Source organism: Scytonema hankhaensis NUACC26 (assembly GCF_045865695.1).
GTDB lineage: Bacteria > Cyanobacteriota > Cyanobacteriia > Cyanobacteriales > Nostocaceae > Scytonema.
This window is the reverse complement of record NZ_BAACAP010000125.1, coordinates 1-20,092: the sequence shown is the minus strand read 5'-3', so window position 1 is coordinate 20,092 and position 20,092 is coordinate 1. Positions and strand designations below refer to the sequence as shown.

General features: G+C 42.7%; 27 protein-coding genes and 1 pseudogene. 15 read left to right on the top strand and 13 right to left on the bottom strand.

Features of this window, described 5'->3' with window-relative positions:
• Nucleotides 1-2 precede the first annotated feature (2 nt).
• Nucleotides 3-995: an FAD binding domain-containing protein gene (locus ACKTT2_RS07050; protein ID WP_407885251.1), complete on the bottom strand. Its 993-nt coding sequence runs from the start codon at nt 993-995 to the stop codon at nt 3-5.
• A gap of 24 nt (nt 996-1,019) precedes the next feature.
• Entirely contained in the window at nt 1,020-1,577 is a 558-nt protein-coding gene (locus ACKTT2_RS07045) for a (2Fe-2S)-binding protein (protein WP_407885250.1), read from the bottom strand.
• A gap of 272 nt (nt 1,578-1,849) precedes the next feature.
• On the opposite strand from ACKTT2_RS07045, the gene ACKTT2_RS07040 reads away from it, so the two are divergent.
• Nucleotides 1,850-2,110 carry a transposase family protein gene (locus ACKTT2_RS07040; RefSeq protein WP_407885249.1) on the top strand — a complete coding sequence of 87 codons (261 nt, stop codon included), beginning with the start codon at nt 1,850-1,852 and terminating at the stop codon, nt 2,108-2,110.
• 595 nt (nt 2,111-2,705) lie between these two features.
• On the opposite strand, the gene ACKTT2_RS07035 is transcribed toward ACKTT2_RS07040, so the two are convergent.
• From ACKTT2_RS07035 to ACKTT2_RS07015, 5 genes are all read right to left on the bottom strand, one after another.
• Entirely contained in the window at nt 2,706-3,842 is a 1,137-nt protein-coding gene (locus tag ACKTT2_RS07035) for an MFS transporter (RefSeq protein WP_407885248.1), read from the bottom strand.
• A 14-nt stretch (nt 3,843-3,856) separates the two neighbouring features.
• Nucleotides 3,857-5,173: a Gfo/Idh/MocA family oxidoreductase gene (locus tag ACKTT2_RS07030; protein WP_407885247.1), complete on the bottom strand. Its 1,317-nt coding sequence runs from the start codon at nt 5,171-5,173 to the stop codon at nt 3,857-3,859.
• Nucleotides 5,174-5,315: 142 nt separating this feature from the next.
• Entirely contained in the window at nt 5,316-6,623 is a 1,308-nt protein-coding gene (locus ACKTT2_RS07025; protein ID WP_407885246.1) for an efflux RND transporter periplasmic adaptor subunit, read from the bottom strand.
• A gap of 9 nt (nt 6,624-6,632) precedes the next feature.
• A complete protein-coding gene (locus ACKTT2_RS07020; RefSeq protein ID WP_407885245.1) occupies nt 6,633-7,292 on the bottom strand; it encodes a nitroreductase family protein in 660 nt (219 codons plus the stop codon).
• Nucleotides 7,293-7,508: 216 nt separating this feature from the next.
• Complete coding sequence (locus tag ACKTT2_RS07015) at nt 7,509-8,018, bottom strand: gluconokinase (protein WP_407885244.1); 510 nt, start codon at nt 8,016-8,018, stop codon at nt 7,509-7,511.
• Nucleotides 8,019-8,100: 82 nt separating this feature from the next.
• Between ACKTT2_RS07015 and ACKTT2_RS07010 the strand changes: the two genes are divergently transcribed.
• From ACKTT2_RS07010 to ACKTT2_RS06985, 6 genes and pseudogenes are all read left to right on the top strand, one after another.
• The gene (locus ACKTT2_RS07010) at nt 8,101-8,559 is read left to right on the top strand and encodes a LacI family DNA-binding transcriptional regulator (protein ID WP_407885243.1); all 459 of its coding nucleotides are present in this window, start codon (nt 8,101-8,103) and stop codon (nt 8,557-8,559) included.
• 46 nt (nt 8,560-8,605) lie between these two features.
• On the top strand, nt 8,606-9,073 hold the full coding sequence (locus ACKTT2_RS07005) for a LacI family DNA-binding transcriptional regulator (protein ID WP_407885242.1): 468 nt from the start codon (nt 8,606-8,608) through the stop codon (nt 9,071-9,073).
• Nucleotides 9,070-9,210: a hypothetical protein gene (locus ACKTT2_RS07000; RefSeq protein ID WP_407885241.1), complete on the top strand. Its 141-nt coding sequence runs from the start codon at nt 9,070-9,072 to the stop codon at nt 9,208-9,210. The genes ACKTT2_RS07005 and ACKTT2_RS07000 overlap by 4 nt, the downstream gene beginning before the upstream one ends.
• A gap of 100 nt (nt 9,211-9,310) precedes the next feature.
• Nucleotides 9,311-9,535 (top strand): DUF433 domain-containing protein, encoded by a 225-nt coding sequence (locus ACKTT2_RS06995; RefSeq protein ID WP_407885240.1) that lies wholly within the window; start codon nt 9,311-9,313, stop codon nt 9,533-9,535.
• Nucleotides 9,532-9,876, top strand: a pseudogene (locus ACKTT2_RS06990) (DUF5615 family PIN-like protein). The gene ACKTT2_RS06995 and the pseudogene ACKTT2_RS06990 overlap by 4 nt, the downstream one beginning before the upstream one ends.
• Before the next feature lie 181 nt (nt 9,877-10,057).
• Nucleotides 10,058-11,374: a TonB-dependent receptor plug domain-containing protein gene (locus ACKTT2_RS06985; RefSeq protein WP_407885239.1), complete on the top strand. Its 1,317-nt coding sequence runs from the start codon at nt 10,058-10,060 to the stop codon at nt 11,372-11,374.
• Between the two features lie 581 nt (nt 11,375-11,955).
• Here ACKTT2_RS06985 and ACKTT2_RS06980 read toward each other — a convergent pair.
• The 5 genes from ACKTT2_RS06980 to ACKTT2_RS06960 all read right to left on the bottom strand — a co-directional run bounded on the left by ACKTT2_RS06980 (nt 11,956) and on the right by ACKTT2_RS06960 (nt 14,738).
• Nucleotides 11,956-12,321, bottom strand: a complete 366-nt coding sequence (locus ACKTT2_RS06980; RefSeq protein ID WP_407885238.1) for a VOC family protein — start codon at nt 12,319-12,321, stop codon at nt 11,956-11,958.
• A gap of 194 nt (nt 12,322-12,515) precedes the next feature.
• Nucleotides 12,516-13,412, bottom strand: a complete 897-nt coding sequence (locus tag ACKTT2_RS06975) for an alpha/beta fold hydrolase (RefSeq protein ID WP_407885237.1) — start codon at nt 13,410-13,412, stop codon at nt 12,516-12,518.
• A 62-nt stretch (nt 13,413-13,474) separates the two neighbouring features.
• A complete protein-coding gene (locus ACKTT2_RS06970) occupies nt 13,475-13,741 on the bottom strand; it encodes a type II toxin-antitoxin system RelE/ParE family toxin (protein ID WP_407885236.1) in 267 nt (88 codons plus the stop codon).
• Nucleotides 13,741-13,947: a hypothetical protein gene (locus ACKTT2_RS06965; protein ID WP_407885235.1), complete on the bottom strand. Its 207-nt coding sequence runs from the start codon at nt 13,945-13,947 to the stop codon at nt 13,741-13,743. Before ACKTT2_RS06965 ends, ACKTT2_RS06970 begins: the two co-directional genes overlap by 1 nt.
• Nucleotides 13,948-13,982: 35 nt before the next feature.
• Nucleotides 13,983-14,738: a cobaltochelatase subunit CobN gene (locus ACKTT2_RS06960; protein WP_407885234.1), complete on the bottom strand. Its 756-nt coding sequence runs from the start codon at nt 14,736-14,738 to the stop codon at nt 13,983-13,985.
• A 355-nt stretch (nt 14,739-15,093) separates the two neighbouring features.
• On the opposite strand from ACKTT2_RS06960, the gene ACKTT2_RS06955 reads away from it, so the two are divergent.
• The 3 genes from ACKTT2_RS06955 (at nt 15,094) to purM (ending at nt 17,296) form a co-directional block, all read left to right on the top strand.
• Nucleotides 15,094-15,699, top strand: coding sequence for a superoxide dismutase (locus tag ACKTT2_RS06955; RefSeq protein ID WP_407885233.1), 606 nt, complete (start codon nt 15,094-15,096; stop codon nt 15,697-15,699).
• Nucleotides 15,700-15,989: 290 nt separating this feature from the next.
• The gene (locus ACKTT2_RS06950) at nt 15,990-16,196 is read left to right on the top strand and encodes a hypothetical protein (protein ID WP_407885232.1); all 207 of its coding nucleotides are present in this window, start codon (nt 15,990-15,992) and stop codon (nt 16,194-16,196) included.
• A 71-nt stretch (nt 16,197-16,267) separates the two neighbouring features.
• Nucleotides 16,268-17,296, top strand: coding sequence for a phosphoribosylformylglycinamidine cyclo-ligase (gene purM / locus ACKTT2_RS06945; protein WP_407885231.1), 1,029 nt, complete (start codon nt 16,268-16,270; stop codon nt 17,294-17,296).
• A 134-nt stretch (nt 17,297-17,430) separates the two neighbouring features.
• On the opposite strand, the gene ACKTT2_RS06940 is transcribed toward purM, so the two are convergent.
• On the bottom strand, nt 17,431-17,580 hold the full coding sequence (locus ACKTT2_RS06940; RefSeq protein WP_407885230.1) for a hypothetical protein: 150 nt from the start codon (nt 17,578-17,580) through the stop codon (nt 17,431-17,433).
• A 41-nt stretch (nt 17,581-17,621) separates the two neighbouring features.
• Here ACKTT2_RS06940 and ACKTT2_RS06935 point away from each other — a divergent pair, with 41 nt between their 5' ends.
• The 5 genes from ACKTT2_RS06935 (at nt 17,622) to ACKTT2_RS06915 (ending at nt 20,003) form a co-directional block, all read left to right on the top strand.
• Complete coding sequence (locus ACKTT2_RS06935) at nt 17,622-18,308, top strand: PHP domain-containing protein (RefSeq protein WP_407885229.1); 687 nt, start codon at nt 17,622-17,624, stop codon at nt 18,306-18,308.
• A gap of 240 nt (nt 18,309-18,548) precedes the next feature.
• Nucleotides 18,549-18,845, top strand: coding sequence for a hypothetical protein (locus ACKTT2_RS06930; RefSeq protein WP_407885228.1), 297 nt, complete (start codon nt 18,549-18,551; stop codon nt 18,843-18,845).
• A 52-nt stretch (nt 18,846-18,897) separates the two neighbouring features.
• Nucleotides 18,898-19,200 (top strand): hypothetical protein, encoded by a 303-nt coding sequence (locus ACKTT2_RS06925; RefSeq protein ID WP_407885227.1) that lies wholly within the window; start codon nt 18,898-18,900, stop codon nt 19,198-19,200.
• On the top strand, nt 19,197-19,607 hold the full coding sequence (locus ACKTT2_RS06920) for a type II toxin-antitoxin system VapC family toxin (protein WP_407885226.1): 411 nt from the start codon (nt 19,197-19,199) through the stop codon (nt 19,605-19,607). Before ACKTT2_RS06925 ends, ACKTT2_RS06920 begins: the two co-directional genes overlap by 4 nt.
• 102 nt (nt 19,608-19,709) lie before the next feature.
• Entirely contained in the window at nt 19,710-20,003 is a 294-nt protein-coding gene (locus ACKTT2_RS06915) for a hypothetical protein (RefSeq protein ID WP_407885225.1), read from the top strand.
• The last annotated feature ends 89 nt before the right edge of the window (nt 20,004-20,092 follow it).

Genomic DNA, 20,092 nt, shown 5'->3' with positions numbered 1-20,092 from the left:
AATTAATCCCCTGCTATACTTGTGACTGTAGAGAGAGCCTGTACTAATGCCCCTTTCAACATTTCCACCTTAAAAGCGTTGTACTGGCTGGGTTTAGCTTGTTGCACCATTGCCTCGGCTGCTGTCCAAAACGTTGCCGTTTCTGCCCTAGCATTAACCAGCACTTCTTCCGCCTCATAAGCACGCCAAGGCTTTGTACCCACACCGCCCAACGCCACCCGCGCCGTGCGAATGACTCCATCATTAATATCGAGCGCTGCTGCTACAGATACCAATGCAAACTCATAGGAAGCTCGATCGCGCACCTTTAAGTAATGCGATCGCATTGTTGGGGAAATAGCAGGTAAATCAACCGCTGTAATTAACTCCCCATGTTCCAACACTGTTTCCAAGTGCGGTGTATCTCCTGGTAAAAGGTAAAACTCAGTAATCGGAAGACGACGTTTACCGTTTTCCCCCTGGGTATGAATGACAGCATCTAATGCAGCTAAAGCGACACACATATCTGAAGGATGTGTGGCGATACATCGATCGCTCGTCCCAAAAATCGCGTGGATGCGATTATAACCGGAAATAGCAGCACAACCGGAACCAGGTTCGCGCTTATTACAAGCAAAAGCCGGTTCATAAAAGTAATAACAGCGCGTCCTTTGCATGATGTTACCGCCAACTGTTGCCATATTTCGCAGTTGTGGTGAAGCACCAGATAGCAAAGCTGACGATAACATAGGATAGCGATCGCGAATTAAAGACGAGTAAGCAACATCACTATTCCGCGCCAGCGCCCCAATACGTACACCCCCATCAGGTAGAGCTTCTACTTTTGTTAGTGGCAGTAAGTTAATATCAACTAATTGCCTTGGTGCTTCCACACCCCCCTTCATCAAATCAAGCAAGTTAGTACCACCAGCAATAAACTTAGCTTGAGTTTCCCGTGCAACTGTGGCAATTGCCGCGTCTTCTTCGGAAGCTTGAATATAATCAAATGGCTGCATACCTTTTTCCTCTAAACTGTTTGTTTAAGGGCAGCAAATGAGTGACAATTCGGGTGTATTAAGTTGACAATTTTCTGCTTTTTGCTCCCGCACTTCCTGAATTGCAGCAATAATGTTGGGGTAAGCACCACAACGGCAAAGATTGCCACTCATTTGTTCTTTTACCTCAGTATCAGATTGGGCGTGTCCTTCTGCTAGCATTGCCACAGCAGAGCAGATTTGACCGGGAGTACAGTAGCCGCATTGTAAGGCATCGTGCTTGATAAAGGCTGCTTGTAAAGGATGTAGCTCATCACCTGTAGCCAGCCCTTCAATCGTCGTAACAGCTGCATTATTGTGCATCGCGGCTAATGTCAAACACGAATTGATTCGCCGCCCGTTAACGAGTACAGTACAGGCACCACACTGACCGCGATCGCAACCTTTCTTAGTACCTGTAAGACTGATATATTCTCGCAAGGCGTCGAGTAAAGTTACTCGTGCGTCGATCGTCAAACTATGTTCCACATTGTTAATTCGCAGTTTGATATTAATTTTGCTACCAAAGTTTTTGGCGGCTAAAGTGTGAGATTTGCTATCCATAATAACTTGATAAATGATTTGCTTAGTGTGGCTGCGCGATCGAGTGGCTAACCAAGCTAAAAATAGTTACGATATCGGATTTGTTGCCAAACCTGACTAAAATGCTAGCAATACCAACCTTTTAAGTCTTATTTGTAAGTAGAATCAATCACGCGTTCGCCAAAGGCGGCTCCTAAAGGAGCATCGCGGTATTCTTCTGCCCAAGATAAGCGAAAATATTGCTGGTATCATGCCCCCCAAGGTAGATGGCCAACTAGTACAGCACCAAACTCTTGCTTGGTTGTACGGTTAGATTGTTTGAACAACAGGGTAAAGTATTTAAAACTCATCAGAAGCCACGAACAGCAGAATTAACGGCCAATCAAAAAGCAGAAAACAAAGAGTTTTCCAGTGAGCGCATCTTTGTTGAACACGTAATTAGAATTGTCAAAATTTTCCAGATTGCACGCCAAAGATTTCCACTGGATTCTCGAGTTTACGAGGAGGTAATTCTTACCATTTGTGGATTGGTTAGACTGAGAATTGGTGCATGAATTTTGCCATCTTCACCAACTTCGTAAACATGAGGCAGGTTATGAATTAGCTATCAATATTTTTACACAGAGTTGCTATCAGTAACTATCTCCAAGACTGATTCGCACAAAGGAACTGCTTAACAGTCAACGCTATCCAAAGCTTGACTCAGAGCGGGTTGTAAATTTTCGGACGAGTCTATTGTAAACCGTTCATAAAACTTCACGGGATGTGTGGAAACCCTGTAGCTTTAGCTCAGGGAGGAAACATGACACGAGTCCCTTTAGGGACAGTTTAAAAAACTAGTGAAATCCATTACCGCCTTGGGGTTACTCACCACCGTGTAGTTTTGCAATCTACTTTCGTTCGGGCAGTTACGAACTGATACTTTTCACCCTGTACGCATAATGGTGTGCTCACTTGGAGCCTCCCAATCGGGGTGATGTGAGCCTAGACAAAGTTATCGGTCGGTACTTTCCGAGGAACACTGGCTTTAAACCTTTACACCTGGTTAATCCCTCGGTTTCAGAGTCACGGGACTGGCATCACGTATCCCGGAGTGAGAACTTTAACACTTGCCGATAACGTAGTACACGAGGTACTTAGTCGGGTAAGCTAGGCAACAAGGCAGAACGAGTCTGGTCGAAGCCCCCGGTCTTTAGCCGGGGGTTGCTTACACTGACGTAAATGATCTACCCAAGATTCTACTATAAATGTTTCTAGATAACGAGTCGGATCGACGGTGTCCTGAAAAATATCCCAACGAACAGCACCATCTCGCAGCCGCACCACTCGCAGAGCAGAAATTGCCTCCATGAATTTTTCCGCTTGAGCAGGGTCAATACAATATTCAATCGTAACTAAGACCAGACCTTCTTCTGGTTGCAATTCGATTGCCACCATCGGTTCTGCTCGCCGTAATGCAGGAGCTAAATCGAGTTTTCCAGATATCAAGCGGTAACGCCGTGCCGTTAGCGTTCCTGCCAGCAAGCCGATGGCAGCAGTAGATAAAGCAAGCGACGTTCCCCAATGTTCAGCCACAGCCCCCCAAACTATACTGCCGATTGCCGAGCCTCCCTGAAATACCATTTGGTATGTTCCTAAAGCCCGCGCCTGCACCCAAACCGGAACAGCAAGCTGCACGGTGATATTCAAGCTAGATGTCATACTTGTCCAGGCAATCCCAGCCGCTAGCAACGTTAGTAATACCAGAGGCACATTGTGGATGAATGCCAGAATCAATGTGGCAATCCCAAACACAACAGTTGCCGCGATCGCCGGTCCCACTGCCCGTGCAATGTTAAATCCAGCACTGTTTAACGCAATGGCAGCCATCAATTCAGAGCGCGGTACAAGTTCAGGCACAATTGCTTGCCAAGCCGGTCCATTCATTGCCGCTCCCAAGTTGAGGAGAAATGTGAGTACCAGCAGCGACCAAGGGTTAATATGACCTGTAAAAATTAATCCACTTAAGATAAGTGCGGCAACTAGCATCCAAACTTGCCAAAACAGCAGTAACCGACGACGATCGAAAATGTCTGCCGTAGCTCCAGCGGGTAGTCCTAATAGAAGCACCGGCAAGGTTGCTGCTGTTTGCATGAGTGCCACCAACAATGGGGAGGTGGTGAGAGAAGTCATCAGCCATGCTCCCGCTGTGTCCTCCATCCAGCCTCCAATATTGGAGACAATCGAGGCAATCCAGCGATCGCGGAACAAAGATTTACGGAGCGGACTCCAAGCGGAAGTTGTCATGTAATTAATTGATATTACTTCAACGTTCGGGGAGCGGGACCACGAGTAACATCCAGTCCTGACACACGTGGTAGGGTAATTGTTTTGCCTGTCTGTGCAGCTTGGTAAATCAACGCCATCAGTTTTTGGTCTTGCAAGCCTTCTTCACCGGGTGTATGGGGTTGCTTGTTCTGAATCACACAATCCGCCATATGATCGATTTCCAATGCGAACTGGTTCTTCTCGCTCATCCGCACTTCGCTCGCGTTTTCTGCCATGCTGTTGGTTGGTGATTTGCGCGAAATCATCATCCGCAAACCGCTATAGGAGAACGCTGGATCGAGTTGTCCCCAAGCATCAGAGCCGAAGACGCGAAACCGACGCGCTTCGTGAAAGCCGTAGCTGGTGGAGCAAATCGCTAGTACTCCACTGGGAAACCGCATCTGGAAGGTAACGCTTTCTTCCACCTCTTTAAACCGTGGATCGCCAGGAGTACTGAAGGTTTGGGCGCTAATTGTAATCGGTTCCTCTCCTGTCAAATAGCGAGTTGCATTCAGGCAATAAATTCCCACATCTGGTAAAGAACCACCTCCAGCTAACGCACGTTTCAATCGCCACTGATTTAAGTCACCGCCTTGATGTTGTCCGTTGTCTGCCTGAATCAACTTTACAGTTCCCAATTCTTTGTTGCGGATCGTTTGAATCATAGCGCGATGGTGGGGTTCATACTGGCAGCGATAGGCAATCATCAGCTTGCGATTGGCTTGTTTGCAAGCATCGATCATTTCCTGACACTCTTCGACGGTATTTGCCATTGGCTTCTCACACAGGATGTGTTTCCCTGCTTTGGCTCCCCGCACGGTGTATTCCGCGTGCATACTGTTAGGTAGTATAATATAGATTACATCAACATCTGGATTATTGCGGAGATTGTCGTAATTCTGATAGTTGTAAACGTTCTGCGGTTTGATGCCATACTGCTGGGCAACTTGTTTAGCTTTGGCAGCATCGCCACTAACTAGTGCAGTCGGCTTTGCTAGTTTGCATTCTGCAAACGCAGGCATGATTTCTTCTAATGCCAGTCTACCAAGTCCAACGATCGCAAACCCCAAACGGCGCTCTGGTGGCAATGCAGTTGGTGGTCCTCCAGTATCAACCTCGGTCTTTTCCGAGATGGGCGGGAACTCAATCTGAGGCGGCAGGGTGCCTCCGCGTGGGGTAACTGGTTGGCTTGGCTGTTGGGCAGTAACTGATTCACCCATACCACCGCTCGCGACGGCTGAAACGGCTCCTAATCCAGCAGTGGTGAGAATTTGACGACGAGAAAATTCTCCTTTAGATGATTCAGACATTGTGGTTCCTTCGGTGAGAAATGATTTAATTTTGACGCTGGAAGTGAGCGCGTGCTATTACTCTTTAAACATCTCTATTAAGTTGTTTTCCTTCATCTCTAGACATAAACTTGAGTAATAATAAATATAGATATTTCTGAACTTAGGATTGTGGTTGAATGGGAGTGCCTTCTCTGAGTTTGAGAATGCCAGCAGTCACGATAGTTTCTCCCGGTTGAAGCCCGTCCTTGACTTGATAATTCGTGCCTTGAATGTCACCAAGATGCACTAAACGCTGATGCACAATTAGCTGTGGTTTGCCGTTTACGGTCTTGTTTTCGGTGACAAACACAAAACTTTGTCCGCCAATGCGAGAAATTGCAACGGTAGGAATCAATATACCCGGTCGTCGATTCCAAATGACGCGAGCTTGAACGTATTGCCCATCGCGCAGTCGCCCTTGTGAATTCGCAAAGCGTGCCTTGCTCAAAATCGACTGCTGATTAGAACTCACCGTCGGAGAAATGGAGTTAATCGCGCCCGTACCAATCGATTGCTGCGTATTAGGATCGATCAACTGAACGGGCAATCCAATTCGCAGTTGCTGCAATCGATTTGAGGGTACAGAAAGATTGAGATCCAGCGAATCGTTTTGCGTCAGCGTGGTAATCGTTTGTCCGATGTTGACATAATCTCCCACTTTTACTGGAAAATAACCTACTACGCCAGTAATGGGTGCCACCACTCGTTTAAGATTGAGATTGACTTGCGCGGCTGCCGTGCTCGCTTGGGCTTCCCGTACATTTGCCTGTGCTTGCCGAACGGCTGCACCGGATGCAGCAACTTGTTTTTCTGCGGCTTGTAAATCCGCAAGCGCAGTTTGTAAATTATTGCTTGCAACATCTAACTGCTGTCTCGCCTGCGCTCCCTCGCCGACTAATTGTTGGGTGCGATTGAACTGTACCTTTTGAAGCTGAACATTTGCGGCTGCCCTAGTTCGCTGCGCCTCGCTTTGCTGAAGCTGTGCTCGAGCGGTCCCTAACGCCGCTTGGGCTGCACTAGATGCTGCGATCGAACTCGCGACATTTGCCTGTGTTTGATCCAAACTCAACGATGCAATGAGGGTTCCTTTCTGGACTCGCTGACCACTAGAGACGAGAATCGCTTCAATTCGACCCTGAATTTGCGGCTGTAGCGTGACTTTTTGTTGCGCTTCTAATGCTCCGACAAACTCGGAACTTTCTTCGAGCGTGCTAGTGTTAACTTTCTGAACTTTCACTGGCAATGCTGAGTTTCTAGCATTTGCCGTTGGAGCCGTCTGACTGGGGGTAGCCGAACGCTGAATCCCGAAACGAGAGAATATAGCTATCCCACCAATAGCCAGGACTATACCAAGCCCCAACCCAACCAATAGACCTTGCCGTCCTGAAAGCTTTCCAGGGGTAGAATTACTAATTTTAGGAGTCTCCATTCGCTCACCCTAATCTTGACCTATAACCAGAGGCGAGACTTGGTTCCAACCGCCAGAGAAAACAAACTTTTCTAGGGGCTTGCGGGTGCGTGGCGCTAACTCTCGTTGCACCAACCTTTCCGATAAGGTTTTTGGATCTCCTATATAACCTAGCGCGATCGCCGCTACAGGTTCATAACCCTCAGCAATGTTGTAGGCTTCTCTTGCTTTGGCTACATCAAATCCTGCCATCTGATGGATAAATAGCCCTAATGCAGTTGCTTGTATTGCCAAGTTGGCAACGGCTGCTCCAACATCATGAAAAGCGTGTCTGTTTTCCACTCCGTTCCGCTCAAAGTAAAGCTTTGCCACAGAAAGCATCAGGACTGGAGCATTTTTTGCCCACTCTTGATTTCCTTGAGCTAAACAATTTAATAAACGCTCAAACTCAGTTGGATTGTCTTTGGTAGCAATGATAAAGCTCCACGGTTGCTCGTTGAATGAAGATGCTGCCCAGCTTGCTGCCTCTAACACGCTGCATAATTTTTCTGTCTCAACCGCTTGGTCTGAGAAAGCCAAAGGACTCCAACGTTGCCGCAGCAAGTTCTCAACTGGATATTGGGTATCAGGTGTTTTACTACCAGAAGGATTTTGATGCTGCGGGGGTTGTAGTTCTTGTGCCTGAGTCATAAACCTGTTTCCTGCCGTGAATCTATATTCTTATTCGGTTGCTGTCAGCGATCTGCTCTAATATCGATGCGCTCGAAACTAAAGCCCTTCCATCTTCACTGTGAGTTTACTCTACAAAACACAAATCGTGAGATTCTCTTTCATTAGTAAGAAAGTTATATGTACATCAGGTGGATTATTGATAAAAAAAAGTGCGATCGAGACTACTAAAGTCAGCTAAATTCCCAAACCCGTTCTAATTTTTTGTACAATTACCTGGGGTGACTCGACAACGTCTATATATATAGCATCTGATGGCTCTTCAAGAGTCTCAAACTGGGTGCTGAGAAGCTTTTCACTCATGTAGTGATTTTGACGCTGATGCAATCGCTGTTGAATCAACTGATAAGACCCCTTGAGGTAAACTAGTTTGGTGCGTTCGCCTCCGACGGGGCTTCGCCCATCGCCATCCAATACAAGAAATTGGCGGTAGCTGTCTTTTAATGCGGAACAAGCCAACACTACATTTTTATTTTCTTGCAACCAGTGTTTAATAGCTATTTGCAAATCTTGCAACCAAGGTTTTCTATCAGCTTCGCTTAGGGGAATACCACGTCGCATTTTCTCCACATTCTCTAAGGAGTGGAAATCATCAGCATCACGGAATTCCCACTGTAAAGACTCTGCTAGCAGTTTTCCAATAGTGGTTTTGCCAACTCCTGAAACACCCATTATGATAATAATCATTGACTTGTCTATCGCGTTTACAAAAACTCTTTATAATACTATGTATATGCACACGTGTGCAAGAGAAAATTAAGTATAACAAATGAGCAAACGAAAAATTTCTATAGAAGATATTGCTCGCAGAGCAGGCGTTTCTCATTCTACAGTTTCACGCGCATTGCGAGACAACTCTCTCATTAGCCCCAAGGTGCGAGAGGAAATTAAGAAAATAGCGCGGGAAATGGATTATGTGCCTAATGCTGTTGCTCAAAGCCTGCAAAATAAACGCACGAATACCATCGGTGTAGTAGTCACTTCCATAGCAGACCCCTTTTTTGCTGAAGTTGTAGAGGGAATAGAACAAGTAGCCAGAACGGCAGGATTGAGCGTGTTGTTAAGTACTTCACACCGAGATTTTGAGCAGGAAATCGCAGCAATTGATAGTTTTCATCGCCGCCGAGTGGACGAGATCTTGGTAGCTGATTCGCGAATTAGCAAACACCACACACAGCAACTCACGCAAATTGCTATACCAATAGTGTTTCTGAATAGCCAGACCTAAGAGCAGCCCGAAATGTTTCACTTCGTAGAAATAGACGACTATTTAGGTGCTCGCTTGGCTATCGAACCAACAGCGCTTAGAAGCATATCGCATGGCTCTAAGTGAAGCTAGTCGATCGCCAAAGACTGATTGGGTTGTCATGAGTGATGAAGAATATGGTAGGACAAACGATGTTGCGATCGGTCAACAGCTGCTATCTAAACTATTCAATACTGGAGTTACTGGTATTTTTTGTTATAACGATATGGTAGCAGTTAATGCTTTGCTAGGCTGTCAGGAACGAGGTATTTCAGTACCGCAAGATTTAAGCCTAGTTGGATTCGATGGTATTGCACTGTCTCGTTACGTTACGCCACCACTGACGACAGTTTACCAACCAATGTTGGAACTCGGTCGCTCTGCCATGCAAATGTTACTTGATGTCTTACAAGAAAAAAGTGTGGAGAACCAAGTTTTATCCCCTTTTCTAGTAAAACGAGGTAGCAGTGCGGGAACAGTAAGCAGTAACCAGTGACCAAGCTAGAGCCAGTAGTGGCTGATGAAGGTGAGTTAATTATATATGCACCTCACATTACTGAGTTTAGCTATACACAGGTAAAATCTTGGTTGAAGTTGGCGAGCGCTTGCAATCTAGCGTATAATGGTATTTAACTTCAGTCTATCTCTCTGATACGTAAGTCCTTAGTTGTGTTTTGTATCCGTCCCGAACTATCACTTCCTACTAGTACTGAGCCAATATATTGATTGATTCATGAATTATCACAACATTATCACGCTCGAACCTGGAAAACGTAGTGGAAAACCCTGTATTCGGGGAATGCGAATTACCGTGTACGATATTTTAGAATACCTTGCAGGCGGTATGACAGAAGAAGAAATCTTGGAAGATTTTTCTGAACTAACTTCGGAAGACATTAAAGCTTGTCTTGCTTTTGCAGCCGATCGCGAGAAGAAGTTATTTGTGGCATCCCTGTGAAACTGCTTTTAGACGAAAATTTGTCGGATCGGATTGTTTCAAGGATTATAGATTTGTATCCTGATTCAGTCCATGTTAAAGCTGTAGGGCTAATCAACACAGATGACGCGGTCATCTGAGAGTACGCGAAAGCACGGAATTTCGTAATTGTTTCCAAAGACTCCGATTTCCATCAGCGCAGTCTTCTCTATGGTCATCCACCCAAATTTATTGATCTCCGTATTGGCAACAGTTCAACCTCCAAAATTATCCAAATCCTTCGAGATAACTTTGGCACCATAAGCCTGTTTGGAGATAACGAAGTGGAAAGTATTTTGCTGTTAGGATTAGGTAGAGAATGAGGAATAACAAAATATTCAAGCGCGTACTTCAGACAACCGTCGCACAACTAGCTCTTGTTAAAATTGTATCTTTGTAAGGAATTGAAGTGAAATAGAGTCCCGTAGAATGATATCCTGAGAAAAATTATCAAAGCAAATGTGTTTCTGCATCCAAATTTCTTGGGATGCTGTGTGAGGAGTCATGGTGCAACAATTGCCCCTGTTAACAAGCTGTTCTATCGCAGGAGCGATCGCCCTCCTATCAGTTCAGCCTGCATGGGCTGAAATGAACCAAGTCACTGATGTTACCGTCAATCCTGCTAAAGAAGGAATTGAGGTTATCTTGCAGACAACAAACCCCAAGTTGTCAAAAGTTGTGACTTCTACCTATGAAAAGACTTATATCGCTGAACTGACGAATACACAACTGCGTTTGGAGTCAGGAAAACCTTTCAATGTCAGCAATCCTGCTAATGGCATCGCTAGTGTCACCGTCACTTCCCTCAATCCCAATAGTGTACGCATTGTAGTGACTGGCATTGATAGTCCACCTGCCGTTAAGATAGAACAAAGTGATGGTAACTTGGTACTGACAGTCGCCGCACCATCACAAACATCTGCAAGTTCTGAAACGCAAGAACCCACGACAACAGAGGAACGAGAGCCAGATATTGAACTCACTGTTACCGCCGATCGACGCACAACTCCACTTAGGGAAACACCGGCGACGGTAGACATCAAAACACAAGAGGAACTGGAAAGGGAAGAACCAATTCCTCGAACTGTAGGCGAACAACTGCAAACTCTTCCAGGAATTGTTATTAACCGTTTGGGTTTATTGAGTGGTTCCGCTAACATTCGTGGATTGACAGGAGAACGGATTGGCGTACTAGTAGACGGGGAACGCTTACCTAATTTAGAATTTGGTCCAGATTTGGGAAGTGTCGATCCATTTCGAGTGGAACGTTTAGAAGTTCTTAAAGGTCCAGCGTCATCTATCTACGGTGCTGATGCGTTTGGAGGCGTTATTAATATAATTACTACAACTCCCAAAGCCGATGCGCCTTTTGGCGTCCGTGCTTTTGCGTTTGGCGGAGGCTTTGCTGAATATGGAGGAAATTTAGAAATTACCGGACCAAACTTTGTCATCGGAACTTCCCGGAAAGTGGCTGGTGATGCTAAAGATGGTGGTGGCGATTTAATTCCTCCCCAAGGAACTGAATACAAAGTCTTTGATATCTACGGAACTGGACGTATTGACTTGAGTACTCGCGATCGCTTAGAGTTGCGTTTCGATCGCTACCGTCAAGATAATGCTGACTTAAATGGATTTCCCTTTCCTCCTTTTATTGAAGCAAAAAACGTGTTTCGCGATCGAGAGCGCTATTCTCTGGCTTACGTCAATGAAGGAGTAGAAGGCGGAACCAATTTTAGTTTGCGCGGTTATTACCAAAAAAGTTTTCGCCGTTTTGAGAACACAACTCAAGTTTCCGTGGTTCTTTCGTACATAGCGTGCTAAATTTTAATTAAAATTTATAATTATGCTTTATTTGCAAGGCTTACAGACACTTCTAGTTTCAATTTTAGAAAAGAATACTGTTATAAAGGTAATAATGGCTGTAATACAATCCAGACAAGGATTTTAAGCTAATTTTCCTATAAAAATAGCACGCTAAGTACGCAAGAGCCGAAACTGGTCTTTTAGGACAAAACTTTTTTGGAGAATATGACGTCACTATTAAACGTGATGCAGTTTAGTTCAATTTTTACAAGGTCAAAAATCACTTGACTGCGCGCAGCGTTATTCCTGGCGTTCAGCTTCCCATTGTGCGTGCTGTTCTGGAGTCCATTGAATTTCGCTTAATATCCGTCCCTGTCTAGCTGTACGATTCGATTTAGTTTCTGTCATATTTCTTACTGGTAAGTAATATCTATTCTTTCATATTTATATTTTACTTGGCAGTTTACACGCTCCTGATACTCGAAAAAAGTAAAATCAGCATTGAGGGAAGGCATTCCCAGGTTCAGCCTGGGAATGGAGTCTAGTTTCCAAATGACCAGTTGAATCCTAAAGGCTTGGAGAGTGTCAGGTACACAATCCTAATGAACAGCCGCACCTACAGCAGAAGGTTGCAGAAGACTCAGCAAATGACCGTCAGGAGTACGCATTGCTGCTACTTTCCCGAAAGATGGTTCGCGGATGTTCCCTTCCAGTTTTGCTCCCAAGTTTTCTAAGTTACCTATGACTGTATGAATATCGTCAACGTTGAAGCTTAAAATTGGTGATGAACCGACTTCAGCATCCGACTCAGTACCGTGAAAAGCGATCGTTGTACCATTCGCATCGACCTCTCCCCAGCCGGGAGAAGAAATTTTTACCGGAAGCCCCAATCCTTCGCTAAAAAACTTCACTGCTGCAGGGACATCTTTAACCATTAACATGACATATTTGAATTGTGCTGTCATTATTGTTACCTACTAAAGTAAATGTAATACCGTTGCGGTACGAAGATGCTTCTAATTAGCCCGCGTAGGCGGGCTTTGTTTGTATAGCGGAGGCAGCGCGTTGCGGGGGTTCCCCCCGTTGAAGCGCCTGCCGTCCACATTTCTAATGTGAGGGTATTTTAAACGCAACCTCATATAAATTGGTATAACCACAATTAAAAGTTACCATTATTTAGAAACTCTAGAATACATTGGGCTATAATTTTTGGCTGTTCAATTTGGGGAGCGTGACCGCAATTCTTTATCTTTATTAATTGAGAATTTTTAATATCCTTGTGAAACTTTTCCGCGTCTTCAGGTGCTAGCATATCATCAGCTTCTCCCCATAAAATTAGCGTTTGTTTGTCAACTTGAACAATTCTATCGACCAAATCATCGTATCCACCAGTCTTGGCATAAGAAATCATAGCGTTATGCCAACCAGGCATTTCTTGATGTAGCATAGCACACTGAATAACCGCAAGCGTTTTCTTGTCTAAATTAGCAAAAGAACTACCCAAATTAAACGCCATAAGTTTGCGTTGACGCAGATATTCTACAGCTAAAAAATCTAACGGTGAGAATAAGTATTTGCTAAAAGCTGGAGCGGAAGTATAACCAATACTATTAATCAGGACTAGAGATTTCACAACTTGAGGATAAGTTAGGGTAAAGTCAATTGCAGTCGCTCCTCCCATTGATGCACCCACCAATATGACAGGTTGAGCGATCGCGGTTTTCCAAAAATGGTAAAGGTGTGTTTTGATAGCACTTGGACTATAGTTTATTTCTTTTTGCCGTTGCGTAAAGCCAAAGCCTAACAAATCTACTGCCCATGTTTCATTGTAAGGTGCAAGTAACGGGAAAAGAAGACGAAACTCTAAAATGGAACTGTCAAAACCATGCAATAGCAAAATTGGTGTTCCCGTGCTACCTTGATGAATGTATGTTGTAAGAATAGGTTGGTCACTTAAGGGAGTCGCGATCGCAATTCTTTCAATATTTTGAAGCAGAGCGAGCGCATCTGCATCTTGTATTAGCTCGACTTGAGATGGGAAAAAAGTGGGAAACATTTGAAGGAGCGGTCGCAGCTTGAATTATGCTTTAGTACCTAATAAATAAAGATTGATACGGTTTAATATACCTCATCGTGATTACCTATATCAACAAACACAGCTTTACCATCTTCTGTGAAGTAGAACAACACTCTTTCATCATATTCTATGCTAAAACTCCATAAGTCCTTGAGCTTACCTGACAATTTATGAGTTTTTAAGCTTGAATCGAAAGGAGCGATAGTAAACTGCTCTACTTTCTGCCAAAACCTTGCTTCTAAAGCTGTATTTCCCTTAATTCGTTTTTTAAAAGCGCGTCGAAAAGAAGAGCTAAAACTTATCACCATCACTCTTCTATTAATTGTTTCAGTTCATTAATATTGGAGGAAAACTGTAATTCTCCATTTTGCTCTTCTGCTTTGCTTCTCATGTAGTTATTGTATATTTCCTCCCGACGATCTTCCCTCAAATACTGTTCTAGTAGGAACTGAATTTCTTGTTTTTCTTCTATAGATAAACTTTTTATTGTCTCAACTAGATCGCTAAAACTCATAACCTGAATTCCCCTTAAACCTTTACCTAATTAATTTAGCATGGCGATCGCCTTAACTCAACTTCTAAAGAAGGCTGAAGTATAAAATCAGATTTTTTCATACTTCTACGTTTGTCTTTGTTGGGTTTCTTTTGAAGTGCAATGCGGCGTAAAATTCGTTTTGCTAATCTAGTTCCTTGTCCCGGTATGGGAGATGTTAATTGATTTTGAACCGTAGATGAACGCTGACGAACGCGGATATTTGTCTGCGTGCATCCGCGTTCATCTGCGGTTTTAATTTCACTAAGTCCATAAAGGAAGACTGGATCGATCGCTCCGTCCATTTCTGGTAAAGTGACTGTAGCTAAAGTTTCTGTAGGTGGAAGTCCTTCAGCGCTTTGTTGCCAAAGAGTTATTTCTCGATTGTTACAGGTGAGGGCGATGTGGTATGGTACATCTAGTTTTTGCAGCAAAGCAATGGTTTTTTGAGCGTCGCCTTCCAATGGTCCACCGTTAAGGCGAAACCACAATAAAGAAACTATGGCATTACAAATGCAGTGATTGTTGTGAAGAAAATGAGTTGCGATCGCATCAATGGTTTTTATTCCATCGGCAAAAAAGGGCAGAACATTGGCGTCTTTGGCTAATTCATTGAAGAGTTCTTGTCCTCCTGCTAAATTAGCGCTCATATTTGTACCACCGTAAAACAACACGGCTACAGTCGGTTTGTTTGGATTGAGGGGATGGGCGGTAATATAGTCTGTGTAGGAGGCGTAAAGTTGGCAAGATTTCCAGTTCCAGAATGTCACCATCTGTTTCTCTTACCTTTTGAAGTGCGGCAGATACATCCCCCAAAGGAGAGGTAAAGGAAATTAGCACGAGGCGAGGTACGGCAGAATGAAGCATTATCAGTCTCTCTCAATGACAGGCTAGTCTGTTGGAAACTCTGCAAAGCTTTTTATTATCGTACATTAGTTTCACGATCATTCATCAACTCCTAATCCCACTGACGAAGGGGTCATTCAAGTGACATTTTTAGGTAAAATCGATTTGTTAAGTTTGATATCGCAGTTTTAAGCGCCTGAAACTGCTCAATACAAACCTGTAATTTCCATAGCTACCCCAGTGGCTTTCAACTGAAATACGGTAAAGAGAGGACTAGACACAATGGCATTTGAACTTCCCCCGTTACCATATGACTACAAATCTCTAGAGCCACATATCTCGGCTCAGACTCTAGAGTTCCATCATGACAAGCACCATGCAAGTTACGTCACTAACCTTAACAATCTTGTCAAAGGTACAGACCTTGAAAACAAGACCCTAGAAGAAGTGATACTGGCTTCTGCTAAGGACTCATCTAAATCTGGTATTTTTAACAATGCCGCTCAAGTATGGAACCATACCTTCTACTGGAATGGCTTGAAGAAAAACAGTGGCGGTCCTACTGGGGAGTTAGCTGAAAAAATCAATGCTTCCTTTGGTAGTTTAGATGAATTCAAAAACCAGTTCAAACAAGCTGGTGCAACTCAGTTTGGTAGTGGATATGCTTGGTTGGTGCTGGATAAAGGTGAATTGAAGGTTATTAAAACACCTAATGCAGCCAATCCCATAACTGACGGTCAAACTCCTTTGTTAACAGCTGATGTTTGGGAACACGCTTATTATCTGGACTACCAAAACCGCCGTCCAGATTATTTGCAAACTTTCCTAGACAGCTTGATTAACTGGGATTTTGTTGCTGAACAGTACGCTAACGCCGCTAAGTACTAGATCGGTTACTAGTGGTTTACCACATTAATTCTGGTAAGTAAGTTTGCTTTGATCCCCCACTTCTTCAAGAAGTCGGGGATCTTGCAGCCCTTCACAATCAATGCGGTTAAGTACTAATCTCCCATAACTAAATTTCTCAAAAGCAACCATGCCAACTGGCATAGTTATTTAGTTACGTAGGTAGGGCTATGCCACACATTTAATATTGGCGAGCTTTCTTCCCTACCTACTTTCTCAAAAATGATATAAAGTTGTGAAACACATAGCTAATTTTAGTTGAAATGAGGTGTATGGATAGCATACAATTGGCTAAATACTTGGAACAAACTAATAGCATAACCAAGCCTTGGCTGTTAGTGCAGTTGCGATTGAAGAAACTTCAAGAGCGTAAAGACTCAATGTCAGAAGTTGACTATGTTCAAGAGTTGGAAGATATCCGCCAAGACTTGATGAATTTGGGCGAATGGTGGGTTGGTATTGAAGATGAAGTATTTTAATGGTTAGTAGTTGGTAGTTAGTAGCTAATAACAACTAACGACTCACAACTAACAACTCACAACTAACAATTATGGACTACAAAGAGGCGGGGGTTGACGTTGAGGCTGGTCGAGAATTTGTCAATCAAATTCGGAATTTAGTTCATAGTACTTTTAGACCAGAAGTGATTGGTGGATTGGGCGGTTTTAGTGGCTGTTTTCAACTACCGACTGGTTATCAGGAACCAGTTCTAGTTTCGGGAACTGATGGTGTGGGGACAAAGCTCAAAATCGCTCAATCTCTCAATCGTCATGACACTATAGGAATTGATTTGGTGGCAATGTGCGTCAATGATGTATTGACATGCGGTGCTGAACCTCTGTTTTTTTTAGATTACCTAGCAACGGGTCATTTGGAAAAAGAACAATTAACTGAGGTGGTTGCAGGTATAGCCTCTGGATGCAAGCAGGCGGGGTGCGCCTTACTTGGAGGAGAAACAGCAGAAATGCCTGGATTTTATCAAGTGGGTGAGTACGATCTGGCTGGTTTCTGTGTGGGAATTGTAGAGAAAAGTCAGATGCTTGATGGTTCTCAAGTACAAGTGGGAGATGTCGCTCTTGCTCTTGCAAGTGCTGGCGTACATAGCAATGGCTTTAGTTTGGTTAGGAAAATTATCGGCGACAAAGGATTTTCTTGGAGCGATCGCCCAGATATATTAGGAGGGCGATCGCTAGGAGAAATCTTCCTTACACCCACATACATTTATGTGAAATCTGTCCTGGCTGCGCGTAAAGCAGGGTTAGAAATCCATGGTATGGCACATATTACAGGTGGAGGGCTTCCTGAGAATTTACCTCGTTGCTTGGGTAAAGGTCAAGCAATTAAAATCGATCCTAATAGTTGGTCTGTCCCACCTATATTTCAGTGGCTAGCTGAAGAGGGATCTGTGAATTCACAAGCTATGTATAACACTTTCAACATGGGGATCGGGTTTGTACTGCTTATTCCTCCCAATAAAGTCGAGCAAGCCAAGGCACATTTTGCTTTACAAAATATTACAGCTACTATCATTGGAGAGATTGTAAGCGGATCTGGAGAAATATTGGGATTACCAATTTAAACAGTATAATTTATACACATTGTCAAAAAGGTTTTATTCGAGCGCTCGCGTTTTTTCCTAGCATTTATAAATAATTCCTATAGTCGTAGCTTGTCAATTTGACGGAGACAGGTTGCAACATTTCTTACTTTTCCTTATAAAACCAATCGAATATACGCATGACCGTTAGCCTTTGAATTTGCTAACGTAGTCTTAACATATTGAAAAAAATTGCCAAAGATACCCAGAAGTTCATTACCAGCACCTGCGTGCAGTGTTGGTGTATTCCGAGCTACTAGTATCATGTTTTTGTGTAAATAAATACCTATTTGAATAAGAGGTACCTATGACTGTAAAGGTTGCCGAGGTGTTCACCTCAAGCGAACAATTGAAGTATATATTTCAAAGCATAAATGCATCGAGTTGTCCGACGAGTTTCAACTTTCATATGCACACCGTCCATTCCGATGGTAAGTTGCAACCAAGTGCTTTGATGGAGCAAGCTATTACCATTGGGTTAAAAGGGCTTGCCATTACTGACCACCATAGTATAGCTGGTTATCAAGCAGCGCAAACTTGGTTGGAACAATGGAGATGGAATAATCCAGGTGCAAATGCGCCTCATCTATGGTCTGGTATAGAAATTAACGCTAATCTTCTAAATACAGATGTTCATATTCTGGGTTATGCTTTCGAGCCAGAACAAGCTAGTATCAAACCTTACATTCAAAGAAAAGTCACTACAGGGGAAAATTATCAAGCAGCTAATGTGATATCTGCTATCCACGAAGCAGGTGGACTGGCAGTTTTGGCTCACCCGGCTCGTTATCGGCGCTCGCACTTTGATTTAATTCCTGCAGCCGCAGCAGTTGGTATTGATGGCGTTGAATCTTTTTACGCTTACAACAATCCCAATCCGTGGAAACCTAGCGTTAGAGAGACAGAACAGGTACAACAGTTAGCCAGTGAATACCACTTATTTAACAGTTGTGGAACTGATACTCATGGCTTAAGCCTGCTACATCGCTTGTAATGATGATAGTCACTCTTACCAAAAAACTCCTGGTTATCTAAGCCAGGAAGTTTATATTATGCATTGCCGTTCCAAATAGTTTCCTTAATACTCACTTGTTTCGGTAGTACCTTGATTTTGTAAAAAGTATCAGCTACCTGTTTCTGTCTAACGCTTGTTTCATCAATCTTACAAAAATAAGTTATGCTTAGAATAATTGGTTTTATAGAAATCCATTAAACTATATAAAAAGAGTAAATTATGCACCAAGTTTATAGTGAAAGAAAGGAAGCAATCGCACGTATATCGGCGATTATTGAAAAATTGCTAGAAGGCGATCGCTTCTACAGAGAAAAATTAGATAAAGAGGCAATGATTCAACATTTAGCAAAATTTGTAGATAAATTTTCTCCTGAATACGTAAAAAGTATTCCAGATGATGAATTAACAAATAGAATTAACAAAATTTTAGTAATAGAGGCAGTTGCTGGAACATTAAATGACTTAACTCCAGAGAAAATCAAAATATATGATGAGGCAGTAAAAAGGACAGAGTAGACATAAGCTATTCTAGAAAATCTTGAGAAATAGACAATCAGAGGATAACGTTATGTACGATATTTATAGTTATAAAGATGAACTCATTAGTCGAATATCACCAATAGTGGACAAGTTATTTCAAAGTAATAGCTTGTATCAAGTCAAGTTAGATAAAGACGAGATGATTGAGATGTTAGTAAGTCTATTTAGCGAGTTTTCACCTGAAGAAATGAGGGCTATTCCGGAAAATCAGTTAATAGACAGAATTGATAGTATTGTAATAGTAGAAGCAGTTTCTGGTACTTTAAGTGATTTAACACCAGAGCAGCTTGAAATTTTTGATGCAGTGGTAGAAGGGAGAAAAAGAGGGTGAATTATCTCCTAGACACGAATATTGTCAGTTCTTTTTTAAAGAAAAAAGTAGTCATAGATAAAAAACTAGAGCAAGTTCGTCGCCTGGGTCAACAAGTTTTCATCAGTTGCATAACTTATTATGAAATAAGGCGAGGACTTGTATATATAAATGCAACTAGGCAGATAGCTGAATTTGAACAGTTCTGCAAACGGTATAAAGTTTTACTACTGGATGACATAAAAATTATTGAGAGGGCAATAAGGATTCATGTGGATTTACAAAGCAGAGGTCTTAGTTTGGAAGATGCTGATATATTAATAGCAGCAACGGCAATTACCCGTGGCTTAATTCTGGTTTCTCATGATTCTGATATGCAGAGAGTTCCAGGAATTACTTTAGAAGATTGGCTACAAACAGAATCATAAGTTTGAGCAGATTGACGATCGCACCCCTAAATCTTACAAAAGTAAGTTATGTTTAGGAGAATGGATTTTATCTGAATTCATTAAATTATAAAGGAGTAAATTATGCACGAAGTTTATAGTGAAAGAAATGTTGCCATTGTACGTATATCAATGATTATTGAGAAATTGATAGAAGATAAGAGTCTGTACAGAGAAAAGTTAGATAAAGAGGGCATGATTCAACATTTAGCAAAATTTGTAGATAAATTTTCTCCGGAATATGTAAAAAGTCTTCCAGATGATGAATTAATAAATATAATTGATAGTATTTTAGTAATAGAAGCAGTTGCTGGAACATTAAATGACTTAACTCCGGAGCAAGTAAAAATGTATGATGAGGCAGTAGAAGGGAGATAGTGAGTCATAATGGGTTATCTCCTGGATACAAATATATTAGTTGAAATTGTTACGAAGAATTTCAGCATAAATTCTACCAGCAATATTTC

Bases quoted from the DNA above. Each gene is read 5' to 3' on its own strand.
- ACKTT2_RS06960 (WP_407885234.1), bottom strand. From the start codon at position 14,738: ATGGTGACATTCTGGAACTGGAAATCTTGCCAACTTTACGCCTCCTAC.
- purM (WP_407885231.1), top strand. From the start codon at position 16,268: ATGGACTACAAAGAGGCGGGGGTTGACGTTGAGGCTGGTCGAGAATTT.
- ACKTT2_RS06970 (WP_407885236.1), bottom strand. From the start codon at position 13,741: ATGGTGATAAGTTTTAGCTCTTCTTTTCGACGCGCTTTTAAAAAACGA.
- ACKTT2_RS07030 (WP_407885247.1), bottom strand. From the start codon at position 5,173: ATGTCTGAATCATCTAAAGGAGAATTTTCTCGTCGTCAAATTCTCACC.
- ACKTT2_RS07025 (WP_407885246.1), bottom strand. From the start codon at position 6,623: ATGGAGACTCCTAAAATTAGTAATTCTACCCCTGGAAAGCTTTCAGGA.
- ACKTT2_RS06925 (WP_407885227.1), top strand. From the start codon at position 18,898: ATGTACGATATTTATAGTTATAAAGATGAACTCATTAGTCGAATATCA.
- ACKTT2_RS06915 (WP_407885225.1), top strand. From the start codon at position 19,710: ATGCACGAAGTTTATAGTGAAAGAAATGTTGCCATTGTACGTATATCA.
- ACKTT2_RS07045 (WP_407885250.1), bottom strand. From the start codon at position 1,577: ATGGATAGCAAATCTCACACTTTAGCCGCCAAAAACTTTGGTAGCAAA.
- ACKTT2_RS06940 (WP_407885230.1), bottom strand. From the start codon at position 17,580: ATGATACTAGTAGCTCGGAATACACCAACACTGCACGCAGGTGCTGGT.
- ACKTT2_RS06975 (WP_407885237.1), bottom strand. From the start codon at position 13,412: ATGTTTCCCACTTTTTTCCCATCTCAAGTCGAGCTAATACAAGATGCA.
- ACKTT2_RS06930 (WP_407885228.1), top strand. From the start codon at position 18,549: ATGCACCAAGTTTATAGTGAAAGAAAGGAAGCAATCGCACGTATATCG.
- ACKTT2_RS06935 (WP_407885229.1), top strand. From the start codon at position 17,622: ATGACTGTAAAGGTTGCCGAGGTGTTCACCTCAAGCGAACAATTGAAG.
- ACKTT2_RS07015 (WP_407885244.1), bottom strand. From the start codon at position 8,018: ATGATTATTATCATAATGGGTGTTTCAGGAGTTGGCAAAACCACTATT.
- ACKTT2_RS06965 (WP_407885235.1), bottom strand. From the start codon at position 13,947: ATGAGTTTTAGCGATCTAGTTGAGACAATAAAAAGTTTATCTATAGAA.
- ACKTT2_RS07010 (WP_407885243.1), top strand. From the start codon at position 8,101: ATGAGCAAACGAAAAATTTCTATAGAAGATATTGCTCGCAGAGCAGGC.
- ACKTT2_RS06980 (WP_407885238.1), bottom strand. From the start codon at position 12,321: ATGACAGCACAATTCAAATATGTCATGTTAATGGTTAAAGATGTCCCT.
- ACKTT2_RS06995 (WP_407885240.1), top strand. From the start codon at position 9,311: ATGAATTATCACAACATTATCACGCTCGAACCTGGAAAACGTAGTGGA.
- ACKTT2_RS07050 (WP_407885251.1), bottom strand. From the start codon at position 995: ATGCAGCCATTTGATTATATTCAAGCTTCCGAAGAAGACGCGGCAATT.
- ACKTT2_RS07035 (WP_407885248.1), bottom strand. From the start codon at position 3,842: ATGACAACTTCCGCTTGGAGTCCGCTCCGTAAATCTTTGTTCCGCGAT.
- ACKTT2_RS06985 (WP_407885239.1), top strand. From the start codon at position 10,058: ATGGTGCAACAATTGCCCCTGTTAACAAGCTGTTCTATCGCAGGAGCG.
- ACKTT2_RS06950 (WP_407885232.1), top strand. From the start codon at position 15,990: ATGGATAGCATACAATTGGCTAAATACTTGGAACAAACTAATAGCATA.
- ACKTT2_RS06955 (WP_407885233.1), top strand. From the start codon at position 15,094: ATGGCATTTGAACTTCCCCCGTTACCATATGACTACAAATCTCTAGAG.
- ACKTT2_RS07020 (WP_407885245.1), bottom strand. From the start codon at position 7,292: ATGACTCAGGCACAAGAACTACAACCCCCGCAGCATCAAAATCCTTCT.